Source organism: Qipengyuania marisflavi, from assembly GCF_005884405.1.
In the GTDB taxonomy this organism is placed as follows: Bacteria; Pseudomonadota; Alphaproteobacteria; order Sphingomonadales; family Sphingomonadaceae; genus Qipengyuania; species Qipengyuania marisflavi.
In genome coordinates, this window is sequence record NZ_VCAO01000001.1 from 18,950 (window position 1) to 41,388 (window position 22,439).

At 60.9% G+C, this 22,439-nt stretch carries 14 protein-coding genes; 13 read left to right on the forward strand and 1 reads right to left on the reverse strand.

What is annotated here, in order from left to right:
- The first annotated feature begins 2 nt into the window (after window positions 1-2).
- The 13 genes from FEV51_RS00115 to FEV51_RS00180 all read left to right on the forward strand — a co-directional run bounded on the left by FEV51_RS00115 (window position 3) and on the right by FEV51_RS00180 (window position 21,073).
- Window positions 3-365: a DUF3703 domain-containing protein gene (locus tag FEV51_RS00115; RefSeq protein ID WP_138615242.1), complete on the forward strand. Its 363-nt coding sequence runs from the start codon at window positions 3-5 to the stop codon at window positions 363-365.
- 8 nt (window positions 366-373) lie between these two features.
- Window positions 374-1,018, forward strand: a complete 645-nt coding sequence (locus FEV51_RS00120; protein ID WP_086438278.1) for a class I SAM-dependent methyltransferase — start codon at window positions 374-376, stop codon at window positions 1,016-1,018.
- Between the two features lie 478 nt (window positions 1,019-1,496).
- Window positions 1,497-2,735, forward strand: coding sequence for a TolC family protein (locus FEV51_RS00125; protein WP_138615243.1), 1,239 nt, complete (start codon window positions 1,497-1,499; stop codon window positions 2,733-2,735).
- An 11-nt stretch (window positions 2,736-2,746) separates the two neighbouring features.
- Window positions 2,747-3,898: an efflux RND transporter periplasmic adaptor subunit gene (locus FEV51_RS00130; RefSeq protein ID WP_007163837.1), complete on the forward strand. Its 1,152-nt coding sequence runs from the start codon at window positions 2,747-2,749 to the stop codon at window positions 3,896-3,898.
- 46 nt (window positions 3,899-3,944) lie between these two features.
- Entirely contained in the window at window positions 3,945-7,166 is a 3,222-nt protein-coding gene (locus FEV51_RS00135) for an efflux RND transporter permease subunit (protein ID WP_138616261.1), read from the forward strand.
- Window positions 7,166-9,658: a heavy metal translocating P-type ATPase gene (locus tag FEV51_RS00140; protein ID WP_086438282.1), complete on the forward strand. Its 2,493-nt coding sequence runs from the start codon at window positions 7,166-7,168 to the stop codon at window positions 9,656-9,658. The genes FEV51_RS00135 and FEV51_RS00140 overlap by 1 nt, the downstream gene beginning before the upstream one ends.
- The gene (locus FEV51_RS00145; RefSeq protein ID WP_138615244.1) at window positions 9,655-10,293 is read left to right on the forward strand and encodes a cation diffusion facilitator family transporter; all 639 of its coding nucleotides are present in this window, start codon (window positions 9,655-9,657) and stop codon (window positions 10,291-10,293) included. The genes FEV51_RS00140 and FEV51_RS00145 overlap by 4 nt, the downstream gene beginning before the upstream one ends.
- A gap of 587 nt (window positions 10,294-10,880) precedes the next feature.
- The gene (locus tag FEV51_RS00155) at window positions 10,881-12,116 is read left to right on the forward strand and encodes a TolC family protein (RefSeq protein WP_086438284.1); all 1,236 of its coding nucleotides are present in this window, start codon (window positions 10,881-10,883) and stop codon (window positions 12,114-12,116) included.
- Complete coding sequence (locus tag FEV51_RS00160) at window positions 12,113-13,603, forward strand: efflux RND transporter periplasmic adaptor subunit (protein ID WP_007163843.1); 1,491 nt, start codon at window positions 12,113-12,115, stop codon at window positions 13,601-13,603. The genes FEV51_RS00155 and FEV51_RS00160 overlap by 4 nt, the downstream gene beginning before the upstream one ends.
- Window positions 13,600-16,767 (forward strand): efflux RND transporter permease subunit, encoded by a 3,168-nt coding sequence (locus FEV51_RS00165; protein WP_138615245.1) that lies wholly within the window; start codon window positions 13,600-13,602, stop codon window positions 16,765-16,767. The genes FEV51_RS00160 and FEV51_RS00165 overlap by 4 nt, the downstream gene beginning before the upstream one ends.
- Window positions 16,746-17,129 carry a copper-binding protein gene (locus FEV51_RS00170; RefSeq protein ID WP_234990067.1) on the forward strand — a complete coding sequence of 128 codons (384 nt, stop codon included), beginning with the start codon at window positions 16,746-16,748 and terminating at the stop codon, window positions 17,127-17,129. Before FEV51_RS00165 ends, FEV51_RS00170 begins: the two co-directional genes overlap by 22 nt.
- A 56-nt stretch (window positions 17,130-17,185) precedes the next feature.
- On the forward strand, window positions 17,186-18,730 hold the full coding sequence (locus tag FEV51_RS00175; RefSeq protein ID WP_007163846.1) for a multicopper oxidase family protein: 1,545 nt from the start codon (window positions 17,186-17,188) through the stop codon (window positions 18,728-18,730).
- Between the two features lie 12 nt (window positions 18,731-18,742).
- Complete coding sequence (locus tag FEV51_RS00180) at window positions 18,743-21,073, forward strand: heavy metal translocating P-type ATPase (protein WP_007163847.1); 2,331 nt, start codon at window positions 18,743-18,745, stop codon at window positions 21,071-21,073.
- Between the two features lie 11 nt (window positions 21,074-21,084).
- Here FEV51_RS00180 and FEV51_RS00185 read toward each other — a convergent pair whose 3' ends face one another.
- A complete protein-coding gene (locus FEV51_RS00185; RefSeq protein ID WP_007163848.1) occupies window positions 21,085-22,437 on the reverse strand; it encodes an MBL fold metallo-hydrolase in 1,353 nt (450 codons plus the stop codon).
- Window positions 22,438-22,439: the final 2 nt, after the last annotated feature.

Sequence of the window (22,439 nt, forward strand, 5' to 3'; positions counted from 1 at the left end):
CTGTGGCAAAGAAGGACATTATTGAACTTATCGAAGCTGAGCGGCGCGTTTTCCGTACCGCCAGGCAGTCTGGTGACCGGGCTTTGGCTTGGACCGCGCTCGAGCGAGAACATATTCTGGGCCAGGGCTTCTTCGGGCCGCACCTTCGTTCACATATGACGATGCTGGGCTATGCGGTTGAAACCCGCGATGGCCGGGAAGTTCTGGGGCAGGTCATACGTCTTTCGCTCGCTCCCCTTGGCAATCTCACCGGACGGCTTCCTTGGGGGAGTACCGGACGCGCAAACGTGAGCGCGTTCGCGCCAATGCCATACCCGGACGACCTCTCAGAGGTTCTTACGATCTCTTCTGGCGAAGCTCGCTAGCTCGCGCCATGGCAATTCTCTCCAACGAACAGGTTGAACGCCTCTACGACAAGAACGCGGGAATCTATGACCGATTGGTCTCGGGGTTTCGGTGGGCCGGTCTTGGTCGCTGGCGACGCGATCTGGTTAACCGGCTTGAACTCAACGCCGGCGACCATGTGGTGGATCTGTGTGCTGGCACCGGCGCAAACCTCGCGTTTCTGCTTGAGAGAGTAGGACCAAGCGGCAAGGTGACGCTGGTCGACCTTTCGCAAGGCATGCTCGACCAAGCCCGTCGACGAGCGAAGCGCCTGCGAGCAAGTAATGTCGAATTTGTGCAGTCAGACGTAGCCGCCTTCCGCTTTCCGAGCGAGACTAGCGCAGTCATCAGCACCTTTGGACTGGAAATGCCACCTGACTACGCCGCGATCATCGAGCGCGCCTCGGCTGCTCTCCCGACGGGTGGCCGGATGGCCCTGCTTGGCCTGAAGCACCCCGAGCGCTGGCCGCGATGGCTGATTGAAATCGGCATATTGCTGACCAAACCGTTCGGTGTGGCGCGGGAATATGAAGAGTTCCGCCCTTGGCTTCCAGCACGCCAGTTTCTGCGTGAAGTTCATTTCCGCGAGTTTCTAGCCGGTTGTGCGTATGAATTCGTCGGTGCCAAATCGTGATCATGAAAAGACAAGCGCTCAGACAGCCGTGGTTGCGCGAGCTTTGCAAGGCTCCTAAAGGGTTGAGTAACGTGCCGCGTTTTGTGTTGCCCTTCCTTGCGATCATCGCCATTCTTTTCGGTAGTGTCCTATCGTTACCTGACGCGCATGCTTCAGAAGGCGAAAGCTTCGTTCATGCGGCCGATCACGTTTATGCGCATGGGGCTGACCACTTCGATAGGAATGATCCCGAGCCGGACCATGATGGTCAGGATCATTCGGCAACGCATCATCACAATTGCAGCTTCGGTCTCGCCGATAGTGGAGTGTTCCTGGGGTCGCCCTTTGCGCGCACGAATAGCCTGAAGGGTCTGCTTGCGACTTCGATGCTCACCTCGCGCGCGCCGCCGGTTCTGATCCAACCTCCCAAAGCCTGACAGCAAATCATGTGCGAGTGCGCCTGCGCGCGCTCGATTGGTTTCAGTCAGGAGATACAATAATGCGGTGCTTTGCACTGGCCGCGGCCTTGATTGCCGTGTCCACGGGTTCGCCAGTATTGGCACAGGAAACAGTTACACTCGAGGAAGCGCTCGCTCGAGCGGGCGTCGGCATTGAAGGGGAAGATGACCCTTCCAGCAATCCACGGGTTTACGGCCCTCAGGCGGAGGCCGAAGCCGCGCGTGCGGCTATCGACCAAGCACGCCTCCGACCCAATCCCGAGCTATCGCTTGAGGCCGAGAACATCGCGGGCTCCGGCGCTTTCTCCGGGCTGCGATCGACCGAATATACCCTAGCGATCGGTCAGCCGCTCGAACTCGGCGGCAAGCGAAGCGCACGCATCGCGAGCGCACGCGCATCGTCCGATTTCGCCGGCTTGCAGAGCGAATTTGCCTTGTCGCAACTCGCTTTGGGGGTGCGCGAGCGTTATGTGCAGGCCGTCGCCGCAGGCCAGCGCCTCGTTCTCGCGCGGGAAATCGTCGAGCGAAACCGTGAACTGACGCGGATCGCCAACGTGCTTGTAGAGGTCGGGCGGGAGCCGCCTCTTCGAGCTATGCGTGCACAAGCTACGCTTGCCGAGGCGGAGGCCGAATTGCAGGCTGCACAAGCAGACGATTTAGCAGCACGTCAGGCGCTCGCGGCTCTCTGGGTATCCGGACAGCCCAATCCCGCAGTATCGAACGTCTTTCCTGACTTATCGCCGCCCCTTGCGCCGCCGGTTTCCGAAGATCCGTTGCAACTGCGCATTGCGGGCGCTCGAACCACCTTTGCTGAAGCCGAAATTGCGCGTGAGCGCTCGCTTGGCGTTCCCGACCCAACGCTGTCGGCAGGTGTGCGCCGTTTTGAGGAAAGCAGCGATCAAGCGTTCATCGTCGGGATTTCCATTCCGCTTCCCTTTCGCAACCGCAACCAGGGCAACATCGCAGCCGCCGAGGCGCAATACCGCGCGGCAAGCGCGAGCGAGGCGATAGCCGAGGCGGACTACCGCGTGGAGTTCGAGCGGACGCGAACGCTTTATCTGGCCACCGAAACGCGTGTGGAGACCCTCTCCAGCGCATCCCTGCCGCAGGCTGAGGAAGCGCTCAGGCTCGTCGAAATCGGCTACCGCAATGGCAGATTTCCGCTGATCGAAGTTCTGGCGGCTGCCGAAGCGCGCGACGCCATTCGTGAAAATCTGATTCAGGCAGAAGAGACCCGCGGCCTGCTCGCGGCGCGGCTCATCTGGCTCACCACACAGTGAGGCCCATTTCCATGAAACGTAGCCATTTGATCGCCGTAATCGGTGTCCTGATCTTGCTGGCCGCCTTGGCCTGGGTCTTCTGGCCCGCTGACTCAAACGGGCCCGACCAGCAAGCGGAACAAGGTGAAAAGAGCGAAGTCCCCGAAGGCGTTCTGCTGATCGACGCGAAGCAGATCGCAGCTTCGTCGATAGAAATCGAAGCTGTCCAATTCGGCGCAGCAACGGAGCTTGTATTCCCAGCGACCGTCGCCGCGGCGCCGAATGCCAGCGCACGGATCGATGCGCGTGCATCCGGTGTGGTGAGGAGCGTGAACAAGATGCTGGGCGATTATGTCAGGCAGGGGGAGGCGATCGCGCGGATCGAGAGCGCTGATGCTGCCGGACTGGCTGCGCAGGTCGCTACCGCGCGTGCGCGGGTCAATGAACTGTCTGCGCTCTACGACCGCGAAAAGCGGCTGTTCGAGGCCAATGTGACGGCCCGGCAGGATCTCGAAGCGGCGCAGGCCAATCTGCAAGTGGCAAGATCGGAGCTGTCACGCGCACAAGCTGCATCCGCCGCTGCTGGTGTCAGCGGGGATGGACGTTCGCTGGCCGTGACGAGTCCGATTTCAGGGCAGATCACCAGCGCGCCGATCGTGCTTGGCTCCTACGTCTCCGCCGGTGAAGAGATGTTCCAGATCGTGAACGCGAGCGGCTTGCAAGTGCAGGTTGCTCTGCCCGCCAGTGATGCTGCGAGAATTAGGCCCGGCGACGAGGCAACGCTGGAATTCGGAGAGGAGCGGGAGATCGGCGGACGTGTGCGCTCGATAACCCCCGCGCTCGATCCGGAAAGCCGCAGCGCAACCGCAGTTATTTCGCTCGCTGGAGCGGTCCCCGGATTGCAGCCAGGCGCATTCTTGCAGGCGCGCATCCGGCCCTCAGGTGAAACCGATGCGACCTTGATCTCGGTGCCTGAATCCGCAGTTCAGATGGTCGAAGGCCGTGAAGTGGTGTTCGTTCGCACGCGTACCGGCTTTCGGGCGATGCCTGTCGTGACGGGATCGCGCTCGGGAGGGCGCATCGTGATCGAGTCCGGATTGCAGAATGGCCAGCGGATCGCGACCGAAAACGCCTTCCTGCTCAAAGCCGAACTCGGAAAAGAGGAGGCCGAACATGGACATTGATCGGTCTGAAAGCGGCTTCGAGGAGGAGCGCAGCAGCCATGATGGCGTGATTGGCAGCGTCCTAGACTGGTCTGTTCGAAACCGCTGGGCGGTCGTGGTTCTGGCCCTCTGCGTAGCGATTTGGGGGGCTTTCAATCTCGCCCGATTGCCCATCGATGCGGTGCCGGACATCACCAATGTTCAGGTGCAGATCAACACCGAGGCACCGGCGCTCTCGCCCTCGCAGATCGAAACGCAGGTAACCTTCCCTGTCGAAACCGGCATGGCCGGAATCGAGGGACTGGAGATGACCCGCTCGATCTCGCGCAATGGCTTTAGCCAGGTCACGGCGATCTTTGAGGAAGGCACGGATATCTATTTCGCGCGATCGCAGGTGGAGGAACGGCTCGCCACGCTCGCCTCTTCGCTTCCTGCAGGCGCGGAGCCGTCGATGGGTCCGATTGCGACCGGTCTCGGCGAGGTGTTGATGTATACCATCGAGTTTGAGCATCCGGGCGGAACCGATGCGCCCAAGGGTGGTGCTGTTGGCTGGCAGAATGACGGCAGCTTTGTCACGGACCGGGGCGAGCGATTGGACACGGCGGTGGCGAGAGCCGCCTATCTGCGTACGGTACAGGATTGGGTCGTCGCGCCGCTGATGCGTTCGGCCAACGGCGTGGCGGGCGTAGACTCGATCGGTGGCTTTGAGAAGCAGTACTTGGTGCAGCCAGACCCCGACCGCCTCAACGGCTACGGCGTTTCGCTCGACCAGCTGATTACCGCGCTGGAAGCGGCGAACCAGGCCGAAGGCGCCAACTTTGTCGAACGGGCTGGCGAAGCTCTTCTTGCACGGGTCGATTCCCGGCTGAATTCCGTAGAAGACATTGCGCAGGCAGTGGTGGCAACGCGCGAAGGTGTGCCGATCCGCGTCGGCGACGTGGCAACGGTCGAAATTGGCGGCGATCTCCGCACAGGTGCAGCCTCGCTGAATGGCGAGGAAGCCGTCGTCGGTACTGTGCTGATGCGCGCAGGCGAAAACAGCCGCACCGTAGCTGCGGGTGCTGCCGACAGGCTCGACGAGGTACGGTCGTCGCTTCCAGCAGGAGTTGAGGCGGAGATCGTCTACAACCGTTCGACACTCGTCGATGCGACCATCGTGACGGTACGCAACAACCTTGTCGAGGGCGCGCTGCTCGTCATTGTCGTTTTGTTCCTGCTGCTTGGAAACATCCGCGCCGCCATCATTGCAGCTCTGGTCATCCCTTTGTCGATGCTGATGGCAGCTATTGGCATGAACCGGCTTGGCGTATCTGGCAACCTGATGAGTCTTGGTGCGCTTGATTTCGGCCTGATTGTCGATGGCGCTGTCATCATCGTCGAAAACAGCATCGCGCGCCTCGCCGCAAGGCAGGAGCACGAGGGACGTTTGCTCACACTGCGCGAACGCCTTGCCGAGACGCGGGCAGCGGCGCATGAGATGATCAAGCCAACGGTGTATGGCCAGGCGATCATCTTTCTGGTTTTTGCGCCGCTCCTCACCTTCACCGGGGTTGAGGGCAAGACATTTTCGCCCATGGCCATCACGGTGATGCTGGCACTTGCCTCAGCATTCATACTCTCGCTTACTTTCGTCCCAGCGATGATCGCTCTCTTGCTGAACAAGAAAATCAACGAGCAGGAAGCAAAGCCCATCCGATTGGCGAAAGAGCGCTATGGTCCGCTGCTGCGCAGAGCGCTTGCCCGTCCATGGCCTGTCATCGGTACCGGAGTCGGCGTGTTCGCGCTCGCGGCGCTTGTCTTCAGCTTCATCGGCAGCGAATTTACACCGCAGCTCGACGAGCGTGATCTGGCTGTCCAGTCATTGCGTATTCCTTCCACCCCACTGGAGCAGTCGCTTACAATGCAGCGCCAGGTCGAAGCGCGATTGAAGCAATTCCCGCAGGTTGAGCTGGTATTCTCGCGCACCGGCACGGCAGAGGTCGCGACCGACCCTATGCCGCCGAACATCTCGGATGCCTATGTTATCCTCAAACCGCGCGAAGAATGGCCGGACCCCTCGCTGTCTAAGGATCAGCTTGTAAGCGAGATGGAAGAGGCGCTCGGTAATCTCGTTGGTAATCTCTACGAATTCAGCCAGCCCATCGAGCTGCGCTTCAACGAGCTCATCGCAGGCGTTCGCGGCGATGTCGCGGTCAAACTCTACGGGGATGATCTTACGGCTATGACTGCGGCTGCAAACCAGGTCGCGGTCGTGCTCCGCGGTGTCGAGGGCGCGGCCGATGTGAAGGTCCAGCAGGTTTCGGGTTTTCCGACGCTCGATATAGCCTTCGATAGGCCAACGATTGCGCGCTACGGCCTCACGGTCGAAGACGTGGCGCAGTCCGTTGCCATAGCGCTTGGAGGTCGAAACGCAGGGCTGGTGTTCGAAGGCGATCGACGTTTCGATGTCGTGGTCAGGCTATCGGATGCAAATCGCAATGACTTCGACCAGCTCGGATCATTGCCGATCGTGCTTCCCAATGGAGGAACCGTGCCGTTGCGCGCAGTGGCAAAGTTTCAGGTGATTGATGGCTTGGCCGAGGTCCGGCGCGAGCAGGGTCGCCGGCTGGTGATCGTATCCGCCAACGTGCGCGAGCGCGATCTTGGGTCATTCGTCGAACAGGCGCAATCCGAGGTCGCTGCAGGCGTTGATTTGCCTTCCGCATCGTTCATCGAATGGGGCGGTCAGTACCAGAACCTGCAACAGGCTCAGCAGCGTCTGCTGATCGTGGTTCCGCTCGCCTTCGGCGTCATCTTGTTGCTCCTGTATTTGGCGGTCGGCGGTTGGGTCCCTGCGCTGGCGGTGTTCAGCGCAATCCCCATGGCACTGGCTGGCGGGGTCTTTTTCCTGGCTATGCGCGGCATGCCTTTTTCCATCTCGGCAGCGGTGGGGTTCATTGCTCTCTCCGGAGTTGCGACGCTGAACGGCCTCGTCATGATCACAGCGATCAAGCAGCGTCTCGAACAAGGCTTGGAACTGGGCGACGCGATCATCGAGGGCGCGATCGCACGGCTGCGGCCAGTGTTGATGACAGCGCTTGTCGCATCGCTCGGCTTTGTTCCGATGGCGCTTGCGACGGGAACCGGGGCCGAAGTGCAACGTCCATTGGCTACGGTTGTCATTGGCGGGTTGATCACCGCCACCGCGCTCACCCTGTTCGTATTGCCAGCCATTGTAAGCCTGATCTTCGCGAGAAAACCGCGCGCGACCCAGGTTGAGACATCAGCAGCAGCGAGGAGCGACAGCTAGTGACACGGAATATCGAACTCGAACTATCGTCGCTTCTCCCGGACATTCCGAGCGACACCGACAGATGTATCGCTCGGCTGCAGTCGTTGCTCAGTTCGCGGGCCGGGGTGCATGCGGTCGAGGTCCTTGCAGGATCGAACAGTACACCTGCCCAGCTTGCAATATCTTACGATCCCGATCGTCTCACGATCGCGCGGATCAGAGAACTTGCGCACGTAGCAGGAGCGGAAATTTCCGGGCGCTACGGGCATGTTGTGTGGCAAACCGAGGGCATTAATTCGGTGCGCCGGGCGCAGACGGTCGCAGATCTGGTAGCCCGCGAATCCGGCGTACTTGAAGCAAATGCCGATGCGAGCGGAAAGCTGGTCGCCGAGTTCGACCGCCGGCGTACCGATGAGACCGCGATTGCCAATGCGCTGCAAGAACTGGGGGTTTCAATCAAGGCCGACAAAATCGCCGCAAATGCCAGGGATGCTGAAGAACACCGCCATGACGATAAAGATCATTCCGGGCACAGTCACGGCGGCATCTTCGGCGCTAATACTGAACTCTTTTTCTCGCTCGCTTCGGGCGCATTTCTCGCCATCGGCTTCGGGATCGAGAAACTGTGGGACGGGCATCCGGTCTGGCTGCCGTTCGCTTGCTATATAGCGGCATATTTCTTCGGAGGCTTCTTCACTCTCCGAGAGGCGTGGGACAATTTGCGCCTCCGCCGGTTCGAAATCGACAGCCTCATGCTTGTCGCCGCTGCGGGCGCCGCCTTTCTCGGGGAATGGGCCGAAGGCGCGCTACTGCTGTTCCTGTTCAGTTTCGGCCACGCGCTCGAACACTACGCGATGGGGCGCGCGAAGAAAGCTATCGAAGCGCTCGCCGAGCTTGCCCCGGACACCGCACGGGTAAAGCGCGGACCTGACGTAGTTGAGATCCCGGTCGAGGAGCTTGCGCTAGGCGACGTGGTAATCGTGCGTCCGAACGAACGCCTTCCGGCTGACGGCTTCATCTTGGACGGCGTCAGTGCCATCAATCAGGCTCCGGTGACCGGCGAAAGCGTGCCGGTCGACAAGAGCGCGGTTTCGGATGTCGCTTCTGCGCGCGCCAATCCTGACAATCTTGCGGATGACAATCGCGTCTTCGCGGGGACGATCAACGGATCGGGCGCGCTCGAAGTGGAAGTGACCCGGCGATCGAGCGATACGACCCTAGCCAAGGTCGTCCAAATGGTGAGCGAAGCCGAGGCTCAGCAATCTCCTACCCAGCGCTTCACGCAGCGCTTCGAGCGAATTTTCGTGCCTGCCGTGCTCGCTCTGGCCGGCCTGCTCCTTTTCGCATGGGTTGTCATCGACGAGCCGTTCCGCGACAGTTTCTACCGGGCGATGGCGGTGCTTGTGGCTGCGAGCCCGTGCGCTTTGGCGATCGCGACCCCGAGCGCGGTCTTGTCCGGAGTGGCCAGAGCTGCACGCAGCGGCATTCTGGTGAAGGGCGGCGCGCCGCTCGAGGATCTCGGTGCGCTCAAGGCCATCGCGTTCGACAAGACCGGTACTCTTACCGAAGGCGAACCCCGCATTACCGATGTCGAACCCGAGCAGGGTGTATCTGAAAACGAACTGCTTGCGATTGCTTCGGCGGCTGAAAATCTGAGCGATCATCCCCTGGCACAGGCGATTGTCAGGGACGGCAAGCAGCGGCTCGGCGATGAGACTCTGCCCGAAGCTACCAATCTCGAAAGCTTCACAGGCAAGGGCATCACCGCGCTTGTCGGCGGTGAGCGGGTGTGGATCGGAAAGCTCGAAATGTTCGGGCAAGACGGGGTCCCTCCGCTCAGTGCCGAACTGTCGGATGCTATCGAGGGCATGCGCGAGCGCGGGCGAACGACAATGGGCGTTCGCTCGGAAACGCGCGATCTCGGAGCGATCGGTTTGCTCGACACGCCGCGAGCGGCGGCAAAGGCGACGCTCGAAGCGTTGCGCGGCCTCGGGATCACCCGAATGATCATGATCTCGGGCGACGACCAAAGAGTGGCCGATGCGGTTGGAACGGAAGTCGGCCTCGACGAGGCCTGGGGCAATCTCATGCCCGATGACAAGGTCAAGGCCATCCGCAAGCTTGCCGGCCAGGACAAGGTTGCGATGGTCGGAGACGGGGTCAATGACGCTCCGGCCATGGCGAATGCCACCGTCGGGATAGCAATGGGGGCTGCCGGATCGGACGTTGCATTGGAGACAGCCGATGTCGCGCTGATGGCCGATGATCTCGCCCGACTGCCTTTCGCCGTCGATCTGAGCCGACAGACCCGGTCGATCATCCGGCAGAATATGATCGTCAGTCTTGGAATTGTTGTCGTGCTCATCCCGGCAACCATTTTCGGTCTCGGGATAGGCCCCGCTGTCGCGGTTCACGAGGGATCAACGCTGATCGTGGTCGCCAATGCGCTTCGCCTTCTGGCGTATAAAGAGAAGGGCAGCACAAAAGACATAGCGGAGAAGCCAGTATGAGCTGCAACGATGACTTCGATCTGGATTCGGCGGACAAACGACGCACATTGTGGATCGTATTGTGGCTCAACGTCGCAATCGCGGTTGGTTTCTTTGTCGTTGCCTATTTTGCGGACTCGAACGCGCTCTTGGCCAACGGGCTCGACAATTCTTCCGATGCATTTGTCTACGCGCTCAGTCTTCTGGCTCTCACCCGTTCGCAATCCTGGAAACGAGGGGCCGCGCGTTTCTCAGGCATCATGCTCCTGATCTTCGCCGGAGGTGTTATCGCCGATGCCGTCAGGCGTTTCATCGAAGGCTCGGAGCCGGGCGGCCTGATGATGATCGCCATGGCGGCCATCGCGGCGGTGGTGAACCTCATCTGCCTGCGCATGCTCCAGAAGCTTCAGCAAAAGGATGTTAATCTGCGCGCAGCGACCACCTTTAGCTTCAACGATTTCATATCGAACGGCGGCATCATCGTCGCCGGGATCATCGTTATGCTTACAGGCGCAAATTGGCCGGATCTCGTGGTTGGGATCGCGGTTGCTGGCATTGCCCTGTATGGCGGGATCGATATCCTTCGCGATGCGCACAGGGATAAGCATAAGGAAGCGGGCACCGAACATATCAAAGGCGACGAATTCGGAAGATGATGCTCGAAATTCGCATTTTGGTCGCTGGATTGCCTCGGCTCCGTATTCAGACTATCGCAGGTTCGTGAAGTTTGTTCGCGCCTTGACCCTGATTTGCTTCAGTTTCGGACTGTTTGTGCAGGTTGCTGCGCAAGCGGCCGTTCCGCAGAGCGATATGGCTGGGTCGGCTGATTGTGCTGAAATGGCGCAAAGCATGGCCGAGCACTGCATGTCTGAACACGCGATGCCCGAACAGATGGTTTCCGAAACGGACTCCACCGAACAGCATGGCTCATGCTGCGAGATGAGCCTCGATTGTCTCGTAGCCATGAATTGCCTCCCGCCGCTAGCGCTTGCGGGTCCGGGACTGGCGCATGCAGGACCGTTTCCTGTTGCGCCTACGTATCTGGCCGCTAGCGCCAGCAGGCTCGACGGCCAGCCTCGACCGCCGGAATCTCCCCCTCCACAAACTGAACTCACCATCTAGCATTTCCCGGGCGGTGCTCTGCGCCGTTTGCGAGCTTGACGGATTACTTGACTTGCGCCGTGTCGATTGACGCGTACGCCGCAGTCGTTCCCGGCCAGTTCGCTTTGAAAGAGTGAGAATTATGGATTGGCGAATTGGCTTGTTGCCGTTTTCGGCCCTGCTCAGCGCACAAGCTGCGCAAGCGCAGTCTGTCGGATACGAAGAAGCCCTTGCATCGGTAAGAGTCGAGCAACCCGCTCTAGAAGCTGGCGCGCTGCGTGTGCAATCACGGCGCGAGGCTGCGGAAGCGGCAGACGAGCTTCCTGACCCGCGTGTACGCGCAGGGGTTATGAATCTTCCGGTCAGCGGTCCCGCGGCGTTCGAGCTTGACCGGCAACTTCCTACGCAAGTCGCCATCGGTATCGAGCAGGAGATACCCAACCTCGCCCGCCGACGGGCGAAATTTGGCGTTGCCAGTTCGGAAGTGAGGCTAGCCGAAGCGCGCCTGGGTGTGACCGACCGTGATCTCCTCGCCGATGCGGGAACGGCTTGGGTGAGGCTCTATTATGCGCAGGCGCGGATTGAGCTTGCCCACGCCGCGCTGGACGAATTGAGGGCATTCGTACCCGCAGCGAACAGCGCCGTCGCCTCCGGGTCGGCCCGCCCGGCAGAGAGTCTGGCGATCCGGCGCGAACTGCTTGGGATCGAGGATGCAGCGACGTCGATCGAGGCCGAGCGCGAGACGGCGCAAGCGCAGCTTTCCCGATACATACCGTTCCCTGACCCGGTTGCCTTGGGTGAGGCTCCCACGGCGGCTCTGGATGAAAACCAGCTTCGCTTCGAACTGGAAGAGAATCCCGAACTCATTCTGGCCGATGCGGAACAAGATCGGGCCGAAGCCGGTGTGGCGCTCGCTCGCGCTGAAAAGCGGCCGGATTTTGGGGTGAGCGTCACCTATGGTCGTCGCGACCAGGCGTTTGGCGATGCGGTGTCGGTCATGGGGTCGATTACTCTTCCGATCTTCACCGACCGGCGGCAGAATCCGCGCATCGCCGCCGCCGAAGCCGATGCCGCTGCCGCTTTGGCCGACCGCGAGGATCGCAGGCGCGCGCTGGTTGCGGATTTCGAAGCCCATCTCGCCACTTGGCGCAGCACTACGCGCCAATGGCGCCGCGCGCGTGATGAACTTCTTCCGCTCGCGCGTGACCGCGTTGAGCTCGAGACAGCCAGCTTTGCGGCCGGGCGTGCCGATCTCGTCGATGTGATTGCGGCGAAATCCGCACTTGCCCTGCTCGAGCTGGAAATTCTCGAACGCGAACAGGCGGCGGTGCAGGCGGCGGTCAAACTACAACTCACATACGGGGAGGGCAGGCCATGAACTCCGTGCTCGAACGATTTACGCAGCGCCAACGCTTGTTTGCGGCTGGGCTAGGTATTGCCCTTGTCAGCCTGGCTGCTGGCTACGGTCTTCACATGCTCGGCGGCGAGAGCAGCGGGGCTGGGTCGGCGACGGATACTGACTGTGAGGACGTGCTCTATTGGTACGATCCGATGGTGCCCGGACAACGCTTTGACGAGCCCGGTAAGTCGCCCTTCATGGACATGATGCTGGTTCCCAAGTGCGCGGGAGAAGCTGCGGAAGCGGGCGTCCGGATCGATCCGGGCCTTGTCCAGAATTTCGGCATTCGCACTGCAGCGGCCGAGTTCGGAGTTCTCGAGCCGGAAATCACCGTGACGGGCGTCCTCGCGTACAACAGCCGGGATGTTGCCATCGTCCAGCCAAGAGCGGGCGGATATGTCCAACGCACCTATGGTCTTGCACAGGACGATGTCGTGCGTCGCGGCGCTCCGATAGTCGACATTCTTGTCCCTGACTGGGGCGGCGCGCAGCGTGAATACATTGCTGTGCTCGATACCGGCGATCAGGCACTTGCAGACGCGATGCGGCAGCGCATGCGCTTGCTCGGCATGACCGACGCAATGATCGCGTCGGTTGAACGCACACGCAGAGCTCAAAACACGATCACCGTCACGGCTCCCGTGGGCGGTGCCGTAACAATGCTTGGGGTGCGCTCGGGCATGACTGTAATGGAAGGTCAGACTTTGGCCGAGATTACGGGCTTTACGCCGATATGGCTTGAAGCTTCGGTTCCTGAAGTCCAGGCCGCAAATGTCCGGCAGGGCCAGCCCATCAGTGCGACCTTGGCAGCGTATCCGGATCAGCGATTTGCGGGACGGATTGTTGCCATCCTTCCAAGCGCCGATGCCGCGAGCCGAACCATCACCGTTCGGGCTGAGCTACCCAATCCGCGCGGCAGGTTGAAACCGGGGATGTTCGCGCAGGTGTCGCTTTCACCCGACACACGGCGAGCCTTGCTGGTACCGTCGGAGGCGGTCATTCGAACCGGACGCCGAAATCTCGTGATGCTCAAGCAGGATGAAGGCGCGTTCCTGCCTGCTGAGGTCGAAATCGGGCGCGAAGCGAATGGCAGGACAGAGATACTCGCAGGCCTTGCGGAGGGCGAGCAGGTCGTCACTTCAGGTCAGTTCCTGATCGACTCCGAAGCAAGTCTTAGCGGGATCGACGTCAGGTCGATCGATGGGACCATGAGCATGGCGTCGGAAGGCTCGCCAAACATGAGGACGTACACCGCTACGGGAAGAGTGACGAAAATCGCTGGTGCTTCGATCACTCTCAATCACGCGCCGGTTCCCGCTCTCGAATGGCCGAGCATGGTCATGCCCTTCGCACTCGAAGACGCCGCTCTAGTTGACGGTATTGAACCGGGCGACAAGGTCGAGTTTACGTTCTCGCAGCACGACACCGGTCCGCGTATCGAATCCATTCGGAAGACCGACCGATGATCGCGCGCATAATCGATGCATCGATCGCCAATCGGTTTTTCATCGTTCTGGCGGCTATCGCGGTCACGCTGGCTGGCTTCTGGGCGGTGCGCGCAACGCCTGTCGATGCGATCCCCGATCTGTCTGATGTGCAGGTCGTGGTGCGGTCTAATTATCCGGGCCAAGCTCCGCGCATCGTTGAGGATCAGGTCACATACCCGCTCGCAACGACGATGCTCTCGGTGCCGGGCGCGGAAACGGTGCGCGGCTATTCGATGTTCGGCGACAGCTTCGTCTATGTGATCTTCGAGGACGGTACGGACCTCTACTGGGCGCGCTCGCGCGTGCTGGAATATCTCAACCAAGTGCAAAACGAACTGCCCGAAGGTGTGACAAGCTCGCTGGGGCCGGACGCGACGGGGGTGGGCTGGATTTACGAATATGCTCTCGTCGACCGAACGGGGAACAGCGATCTTGCTGGGCTCAGAAGTCTTCAGGACTGGTTCCTGCGCTATGAGCTCCAGACCATCCCCGGCATTGCAGAGGTTGCAAGCGTTGGCGGCATGGTCAAGCAGTACCAGGTCGTGCTGGAACCCTACCGGATGGCTTCGCTTGGCGTCACATACAGCGATGTCGTGCGTGCCATCCAGGCCTCAAATCAGGAGGCCGGCGGATCGGTGGTTGAAATGGGCGAGGCCGAATTCATGGTCCGCGCTTCGGGCTATCTCACATCTCTCAACGACTTCAGACAGATTCCGCTGAAATCGGTGGGTAACGGTATCCCCGTCACCTTGTCCGATGTCGCCACGATCCAGCTTGGCCCCGAAATGCGGCGAGGAATCGCCGAACTCAATGGCGAAGGCGAGGTCGCAGGCGGTATTGTCGTGCTCAGACAGGGTGAGGATGCGCGGGCAACCATCGCGGCTGTCGAAGAGAAGCTCGACGTGCTCCAGGCCAGTCTTCCCGAAGGGGTCGAGATTGTCACGACCTATGATCGTTCGAAGCTGATCGATGCCTCGATCGAAAACCTGACCGGAAAGCTCATCGCCGAGTTTATTATCGTCGCGATCGTTTGCGCGCTATTCTTATGGCATGTGCGGTCAGCATTGGTGGCGATCGTCACGCTTCCATTGGGGGTGCTGGCGGCCTTTATCGTGATGCGTTTTCAAGGGGTCGATGCGAACATCATGTCCTTGGGCGGCATAGCCATCGCAATCGGCGCGATGGTCGACGCTGCCATCGTCATGATCGAGAACGCGCACAAGCATATCGAGCATTGGGAAGAGGACCATCCCGACGAGCAGATGTCCAACGATGAACGCTGGAAACTGATTGCGGACGCATCGAAAGAGGTGGGGCCAGCGCTGTTTTTCAGCCTCCTGATCATAACCCTATCGTTCCTGCCGGTGTTTACTCTGCAGGCGCAGGAAGGCCGCCTTTTTTCCCCACTGGCCTTTACCAAGACCTATGCCATGGCGGCGGCCGCCATTCTGTCGGTGACACTGGTTCCCGTACTCATGGGCTGGCTGATCCGCGGCAAGATACCCAAGGAGGACACCAACCTCCTCAATCGCTTGCTGACCAACGCCTACCGGCCCGGTCTTGATTGGGTAATGCGCCGACCGAAAACCACATTGGTTGTGGCAGGCCTCGTATTCCTTACAGCGCTGGTCCCGTTCACCCGCCTTGGAGGAGAATTCCTGCCGCCGCTCGACGAAGGCGACTTGCTTTATATGCCAAGCGCGTTGCCTGGTCTGTCTCCTGGTGAAGCGTCGGCATTGCTTCAGCGGACTGATCGACTGATCAAATCCGTACCCGAAGTCGACACCGTGTTCGGCAAGGCAGGACGCGCGGATACCGCAACAGACCCGGCACCGCTCACGATGTTCGAGACGACCATCCGGTTCAAACCTCGAGAAGAGTGGCGACCCGGAATGACGCCGGAGAAGCTCGTCGAAGAGCTTGATCGTGCGGTGCAGGTGCCGGGGCTCGCCAATGTCTGGGTGCCCCCGATCCGCAATCGCATCGACATGCTCGCGACCGGTATCAAGAGCCCGATAGGCGTGAAAGTGTCTGGCGAGAACCTTGGCGAGATCGAGCGCGTGGCGTTGCAGGTCGAGAATGTCGCAAAACAGGTTCCCGGCGTCAGCTCCGCTTTGGCAGAGCGTCTTTCGGGAGGCCGCTATGTCGATGTGGACATCGACCGGGTCGCTGCGGCGCGTTTCGGGCTGAATATCGCCGATGTTCAGCAGATTGTGTCAGGCGCGATCGGCGGCGCGAATATCGGCAGAACGGTCGAAGGATTGGCGCGATATCCCATCAATGTGCGCTATCCGCGCGAGATCCGCGACAGCCTCGCAGAACTGCACGCGCTGCCTTTGCTAACCCCCTCTGGCCAGCAAATTACGCTCGGCACCGTAGCGCAGGTGAGCGTCAGCGATGGCCCCCCGATGCTCAAGAATGAGCAAGGCCGTCTCATCAGCGTGGTCTATGTCGATACGCGCGGGCGCGATTTGACCTCGGTCGTAAGCGATCTTCAGGCGGCAGTTTCAGAGGGCGTCGATCTGCCTGCCGGTGTAAGCATTTCCTACGCGGGCCAGTTTGAATATCTCACCCGCGCCAATGAGCGGTTGCAGGTCGTCGTTCCCGCGACGCTCGGCATCATTTTCGTTTTGCTGTACCTGATCTTCCGCCGCTTCGACGAAGCGCTACTTGTTATGGGCACGCTGCCCTTTGCCCTCACCGGCGGCTTCTGGCTGCTCTATCTGATGGGCTACAACCAGTCTGTTGCGACATCGGTGGGTTTTATTGCGCTTGCCGGTGTGTCTGCCGAGTTCGGCGTCATCATGCTGATCTACCTCAAGTCTGCGCTGGCCCGGCGCAGCGGTGCCCTCGATGCGGACGGCGTGGGCGAAGCCATCAGGGAGGGTGCTCTTCTGCGCGTGCGTCCCAAGGCGATGACCGTGGCCGTCATTCTTGCCGGTCTCTTCCCTATCCTCATTGGAACCGGCGCAGGTTCGGAGGTCATGAGCCGCATCGCCGCGCCGATGGTGGGCGGCATGATCACCGCGCCGCTGCTTTCGATGTTCGTTATCCCCGCCGCATATTTGTTGATGCGGCGCCCCCGGCCCGAACGGCCAACCCAACCGCAAGGAGAAGAAGAATGCGTACCACAACCCTCATGAGCCTACTGGCCTTTCCGCTGGCGCTGGCGGCCTGCGATTCTGGCCAGGACACTGCCGACATGAACGACATGCCGATGGCAGAAAATGAAATGATGATGGACGGCGAGGATATGCCAATGATGGAACCTGGCAGCGAAATGCAAACCGTCAGCGCAGAAGGCACGGTCACTGCAATCGATGCCGAAGCGGGCACGATAACCGTCGACCACGGTCCGGTCCCAGCGATCGAATGGCCTGCGATGACCATGGCTTTTGAAGCCGATGAGCAACTGCGCAGCGAAGTAAGCGTCGGTGAGGGAATTGCCTTTGAATTTCGTACTGGTTCTGAAGGCAGTGTGATCACGTCGATCACGAAGGAGTAAATAGGTTGGGTGGTGCCAGGCAAATCTGGTGCCGCCCATCGCGAAACAGGAGGAGCATGATCCGGATACCGCGCATCACCCAGGCATTCCCCGTGGACCGCCGCACACTGATCAAAAGCGCTGGTTTTGCTGCTGCAGGCTTTGCCGCGTTCCCGCTTGCGGGATGCAAAGCGCAAGACGCATCGATGCTGGACAGCACTGACGGGTCCAATCCACTCGCTATACCGCCCTTGCAGCGTGGCGAGATTGAGCAGGGCGCACGGGTTTTCCGCCTGTCTTTGACACCGGGCCAGAAGGAATTCGTCCCCGGTGTTGCTTCGCCCACCATCGGCATCGACGCACCCTATCTGGGACCGACGCTTGAAATGCGCCGGGGCGAGTGGGTGCAGTTTCATATCGACAACAAGCTGGCCGAAGGCGCTACGGTCCATTGGCATGGTTTCGAACTTCCTGCCGCAGCCGATGGCGGACCGCATCAGTTGATCCGTCCCGGCGAACGCTGGAGCCCCTCTTTCGAAGTTCGCCAGCGGGCTTCGCTCTACTGGTGTCATTCGCATTTGGAACGCGAAGCCGGGCCGCAGGTCTATGCCGGGCTTGCCGCGCCGATTTTTGTTCGCGATGACGAGGAAGAGCGCCTCGACTTGCCGAGCGACTATGGCGTCGACGACATTCCGCTGATCGTGCAGGACCGCGTCATCGATGGATCCGGCCGCTTGGTGTACCCGCTGAGCATGCACACGCGGATGATGGGCGTGCGCGGGAGCCGGATATTCGTCAACGGCACTGAAAACGCTGTGTTCGACGCACAGACAGGCCAATTGCGGCTGCGCATCCTCAATGGATCGAACGCCCGCCTTTACGATCTTTCGCTCGAAGGTGATCGTTCGATGCAACTGATCGCGAGCGATGGCGGCTTGCTCGATCGTCCGCACATCGTCCGCTCGGTCAGGCTCGCCCCGGGGGAGCGCGCGCAGGTAATTATCGATCTCTCGGAAGGACGCCCGCTTCGCCTTCTTGCCAGCAGTCCCGAAAACGCCATGGACATGATGGGCGGACGCGGAATGATGGGCGGCGGGATGACGGGGCGCGGCGATAGCGGCGATGCTTCCGCAGACGTGTTTCAAATCCTCGATATCAGGCCGGCAAGTTCGGCCCAGCGCATCAGGGTGCCGACACAACTGGCATCGCTTGCTCCACCCGACCTGTCGTCAGCCGTCCGAACCCGGCGTTTCGTTCTCGACATGGGCATGATGGGCGGCGGAATGTCCATTAACGGTGCTGCGATGGACATGAATGTGATCAACGAACGTGTGCCGGTCGGCCAATGGGAAATCTGGGAGATCGCCAACGCTTCGATGATGGCCCACCCGTTTCATATCCATAACGTCCAGTTTCGTGTGATCGACCGCGATGGCCGAGCGCCCCCACCATTGGAAACCAGTTTGAAGGATACCGTGATCGTCAACCCGCGCGAGCAGGTACGCCTTCTCCTGCGTTTTGAAGAACACACCGACCCAGACCTGCCCTACATGTATCACTGCCACATTCTCGAACACGAGGATGCAGGCATGATGGGGCAGTTCGTAGTCGTGAAGAGCTAGGAAGGACAGGCGATGAGCAAGAACGAGAGCGTAATCGAGGGTACTGCGATCGACCCGGTTTGCGGCATGAGCGTTGCAATCGACGGGGCTCAGCATATCGCGACGCATGATGGCGCGAAACACTATTTCTGTTCGCCGCGCTGTCACGACAAGTTCGTCACCGATCCCGAGCTCTATCTCTCGGGCGCGCATCTCGACGCGGTCGAGGATGTGCCCGAAGGCACGATCTACACCTGCCCGATGCACCCTGAAATCCGCCAGCCCGGGCCAGGTTCATGCCCGATTTGCGGCATGGCGCTCGAACCGGAAACGGTTTCGCTGGGCGATGGCCCCGACCCCGAACTGGTCGACATGCGGCGTAGGTTCTGGTGGAGCGCACTGCTTACGCTGCCTCTGTTCGTCTACGCGATGAGCGACATGGCACCGGGGCTCAGTTTCGACGGGCTGATCGAACCTGCCTGGGCGCAATGGGCGCAGTTTGCCCTTGCCACACCGGTTGTTCTTTGGGGAGCCTGGCCGTTCTTCGTTCGGGCCATCCAGTCGCTCAAGACGCGCAATCTCAACATGTTCACGCTGATCGGGTTTGGCGTTGCCATCGCCTATCTGTTCAGCGTGGTGGCGACGGTCGCGCCCGATCTGTTCCCTGCAGCGTTCCGCGACCATTCGGGACGGGTCGGGGTCTATTTCGAGGCGGCAGCGGTCATAACCACGCTTGTCCTGCTCGGACAGGTCCTCGAGCTCAAGGCCAGGGGCTCGACCTCGAGCGCCTTGCGCGCATTGCTCGAGCTGGCACCGCCCAGCGCGGTCAAGATCTTCGGCTCCGGCGATGAGCGCGAGGTGCCGCTCGACCAGCTGGCCACAGGCGATCGTCTGCGCGTCCGCCCCGGCGATAAGGTTCCGGTCGATGGAGAAATCGAGGAGGGATCGAGCGCCATCGACGAATCCATGATCAGCGGCGAACCGCTTCCGGTCGCCAAACAGGCTGGCGACACAGTCATCGGCGGCACAGTCAACCAGACTGGTGGGTTCATTATGCGCGCAACCGGCGTGGGCAAGGACACGATGCTGTCCAAGATCGTCCAGATGGTGGCCGAGGCGCAGCGCAGCCGCGCACCGATCCAGCGACTGGCGGATCAGGTGGCGGGCTGGTTTGTGCCTGCGGTGGTGGTGATAGCCATCGCCACCTTCGTGGTCTGGGGAATCTGGGGTCCCGCACCTGCGCTTGCCTACGCATTGGTCAATGCCATTGCGGTCCTGATCATCGCTTGTCCCTGCGCGCTTGGTCTCGCTACGCCGATGTCGATCATGACCGGCACGGGCAAGGGTGCCCAGCATGGCATCCTGATCCGCAATGCCGAGGCGCTGGAGACACTCGAGAAGATCGATACGCTAGTGGTCGACAAGACCGGCACGTTGACGATGGGCAAGCCCGATCTGGTGGCGGTGACGCCAGCAGAAGGAATCGACGAAGCCGATTTCCTGGCTGCGGTTGCAGGCGTCGAAATGGGGAGCGAACATCCGCTGGCCCACGCCATCGTCGAAGGTGCGCGGACGCGCGGGGTCTCGCCCGCCAATGCCACGGATCTCGCTTCGACGACCGGGGAAGGTGTTGAAGCCAATGTCCAGGGCCGCCGGGTTGCGATCGGCAATGAGAAGATGATGCGGCGCGTCGGGATCGATGACGAGGCCTGGCTCGGCACGGCCGAAAGTGGCCGCAGGCAGGGTCAAACAGTGATGTTCGTGGCATTCGATGGCCGTCCGGCAGGGCTCATCGCGGTGGCCGATCCGATCAAGCCTACCAGTGCAGCGGTCATTGCGGCACTGCACAAGCGCGATATCCGGGTCGTTATGCTCACGGGCGACAGCCGCGGCACTGCCGAAGCGGTCGCCCGTGAAATGGGAATCGACGAAGTGCATGCGAATGTCTCGCCCGAAGACAAGCACCGCAAGATCGAAGAGCTGAAAGCGCAAGGTCGCCGGGTCGGCATGGCCGGGGACGGGATCAACGATGCTCCTGCGCTGGCTGCCGCCGATGTTGGTATTGCGATGGGCACCGGCACCGATGTCGCAATCGAAAGCGCAGGCGTGACGCTGGTTCGCGGCGACCTGACAGGAGTGGTGCAGGCCATCGTGCTGTCGCGTGGGACGATGCGCAACATCCGGCAGAACCTGTTTTTCGCCTTCGCTTACAACACACTCGGCATTCCGGTCGCGGCAGGCGTGCTGTATCCCTTCTTCGGAGTGCTGCTCAGCCCGATGATTGCGGCCGCAGCCATGAGCCTCTCTTCCGTATCGGTGATAGGCAATGCGCTGCGGCTGCGGGGTCTGCGCCTCGAAGTCTGACAGGCCAAACTTCAGCCATGCGCGTTTTTCCAAGCGCCCATGGAACCGAGATAGATGTCGAGGCGCTTGAAGCCCTGGCTTGCGAGCCAGCCTGCCGCAACGCTCGCCCGCATGCCGCTCGCGCACATCAGCGTGTAGTGGCGGTCGCGGTCGAGCTCTTTCCATCGCGTGTTGAGCTCGCCAACATAGATATGCTCTGACCCGTCGATGCTTGCATCTTGTCGTTCGTCCGCGTCGCGCACGTCGAGCAAAGTCCATTCGCAGCTGTCTTGATCGAGCCTGCGCGCGACTTCCTCGGTGCCAATCATGGGAATGCTGCGCATCGCTTTGCCCTGAGCAGCGGCTGGAACCACGCCGACATAGCCGCCGACAACATTATCGAGACCGATGCGCACCAGATGGGCCATGGCGTGGGCTAGCTGGTCTTCCTCGGAAGCGACGAGGGCAATCCTGTCGCCTTCACCGAGGAACCATCCGGCAAAGGCCGGTATCATTCCCACCGGAAGGCACATGGCACCCGGCATATGACCGGCGGCATAGGCGAGCGGCTCGCGCACATCGACCAGGTGATCGGCGCCGCTCTCGCGAAGGTCGTCCAGCCCCAGACGCCTTGGCCGCATAATCCGCGGCGCGGCATCGGCCCCTTCGAGGTTAAGCCGTTCCATCAGCCGGAAATAGGGAGGTTGGTAGTGGTGTTCTGCTACCTTCGCCTTGATGAACTCATCGCGGTCGGAGATGCGCAGGCGCGGGTTGTTGCGCCGCTCGTGGCCGATTGTCGAGAATTCCCGGTCCGCCATTCCCGACCCGCAGACCGAGCCCGCACCATGCGCCGGGTAGATGATCGCCTGGTCGCCGAGGCGGCAAAGTTTCTGCAGGGAGTCGAAAAGAAGGCCCGCGACTTCTTCCTTGCGCTCGGGATAGAAATCGGTGCGTCCGACATCGCCGACGAACAAGGCATCGCCGGTAAAGACGCCGACCGGTCCCTCGGAATATTCGCTGTCATGGATGACGAAAGCGAGATGATCGTCGGTGTGTCCAGGTGTTTCAAGCACTTCGATCTTCAATTGACCCAGCTCGAAACAATCGCCTTCGCGCGTAGTGTTGGCGAAGGCCACGTTTCCGGCCGGATTGGGACCGTGGTGAACCGTCGCACCAGTCAAGTCCGCAAGGATCGGCGAGCCGCTGAGCAGATCCTCATTGCGATGGGTTTCGAAGATATGCGTTATCTCCAGCCCTTCAGCCCGGGCCCTTTCGACATAGACCTCGAAGTCCCGGCGCGGATCGATGACCGCTGCCTGTCCGCCCGAACCGATGATGTAGGAAAGGTGCGAGAGGCCAGGGGTTTTGATCTTCTCCAGAAACATAC

What these genes read in the sequence shown, in the direction of transcription:
- FEV51_RS00120 (WP_086438278.1), top strand. Translation starts at nt 374, where the DNA reads ATGGCAATTCTCTCCAACGAACAGGTTGAACGCCTCTACGACAAGAAC.
- FEV51_RS00125 (WP_138615243.1), top strand. Translation starts at nt 1,497, where the DNA reads ATGCGGTGCTTTGCACTGGCCGCGGCCTTGATTGCCGTGTCCACGGGT.
- FEV51_RS00130 (WP_007163837.1), top strand. Translation starts at nt 2,747, where the DNA reads ATGAAACGTAGCCATTTGATCGCCGTAATCGGTGTCCTGATCTTGCTG.
- FEV51_RS00145 (WP_138615244.1), top strand. Translation starts at nt 9,655, where the DNA reads ATGAGCTGCAACGATGACTTCGATCTGGATTCGGCGGACAAACGACGC.
- FEV51_RS00155 (WP_086438284.1), top strand. Translation starts at nt 10,881, where the DNA reads ATGGATTGGCGAATTGGCTTGTTGCCGTTTTCGGCCCTGCTCAGCGCA.
- FEV51_RS00160 (WP_007163843.1), top strand. Translation starts at nt 12,113, where the DNA reads ATGAACTCCGTGCTCGAACGATTTACGCAGCGCCAACGCTTGTTTGCG.
- FEV51_RS00165 (WP_138615245.1), top strand. Translation starts at nt 13,600, where the DNA reads ATGATCGCGCGCATAATCGATGCATCGATCGCCAATCGGTTTTTCATC.
- FEV51_RS00170 (WP_234990067.1), top strand. Translation starts at nt 16,746, where the DNA reads ATGCGTACCACAACCCTCATGAGCCTACTGGCCTTTCCGCTGGCGCTG.
- FEV51_RS00175 (WP_007163846.1), top strand. Translation starts at nt 17,186, where the DNA reads ATGATCCGGATACCGCGCATCACCCAGGCATTCCCCGTGGACCGCCGC.
- FEV51_RS00180 (WP_007163847.1), top strand. Translation starts at nt 18,743, where the DNA reads ATGAGCAAGAACGAGAGCGTAATCGAGGGTACTGCGATCGACCCGGTT.
- FEV51_RS00185 (WP_007163848.1), bottom strand. Translation starts at nt 22,437, where the DNA reads ATGTTTCTGGAGAAGATCAAAACCCCTGGCCTCTCGCACCTTTCCTAC.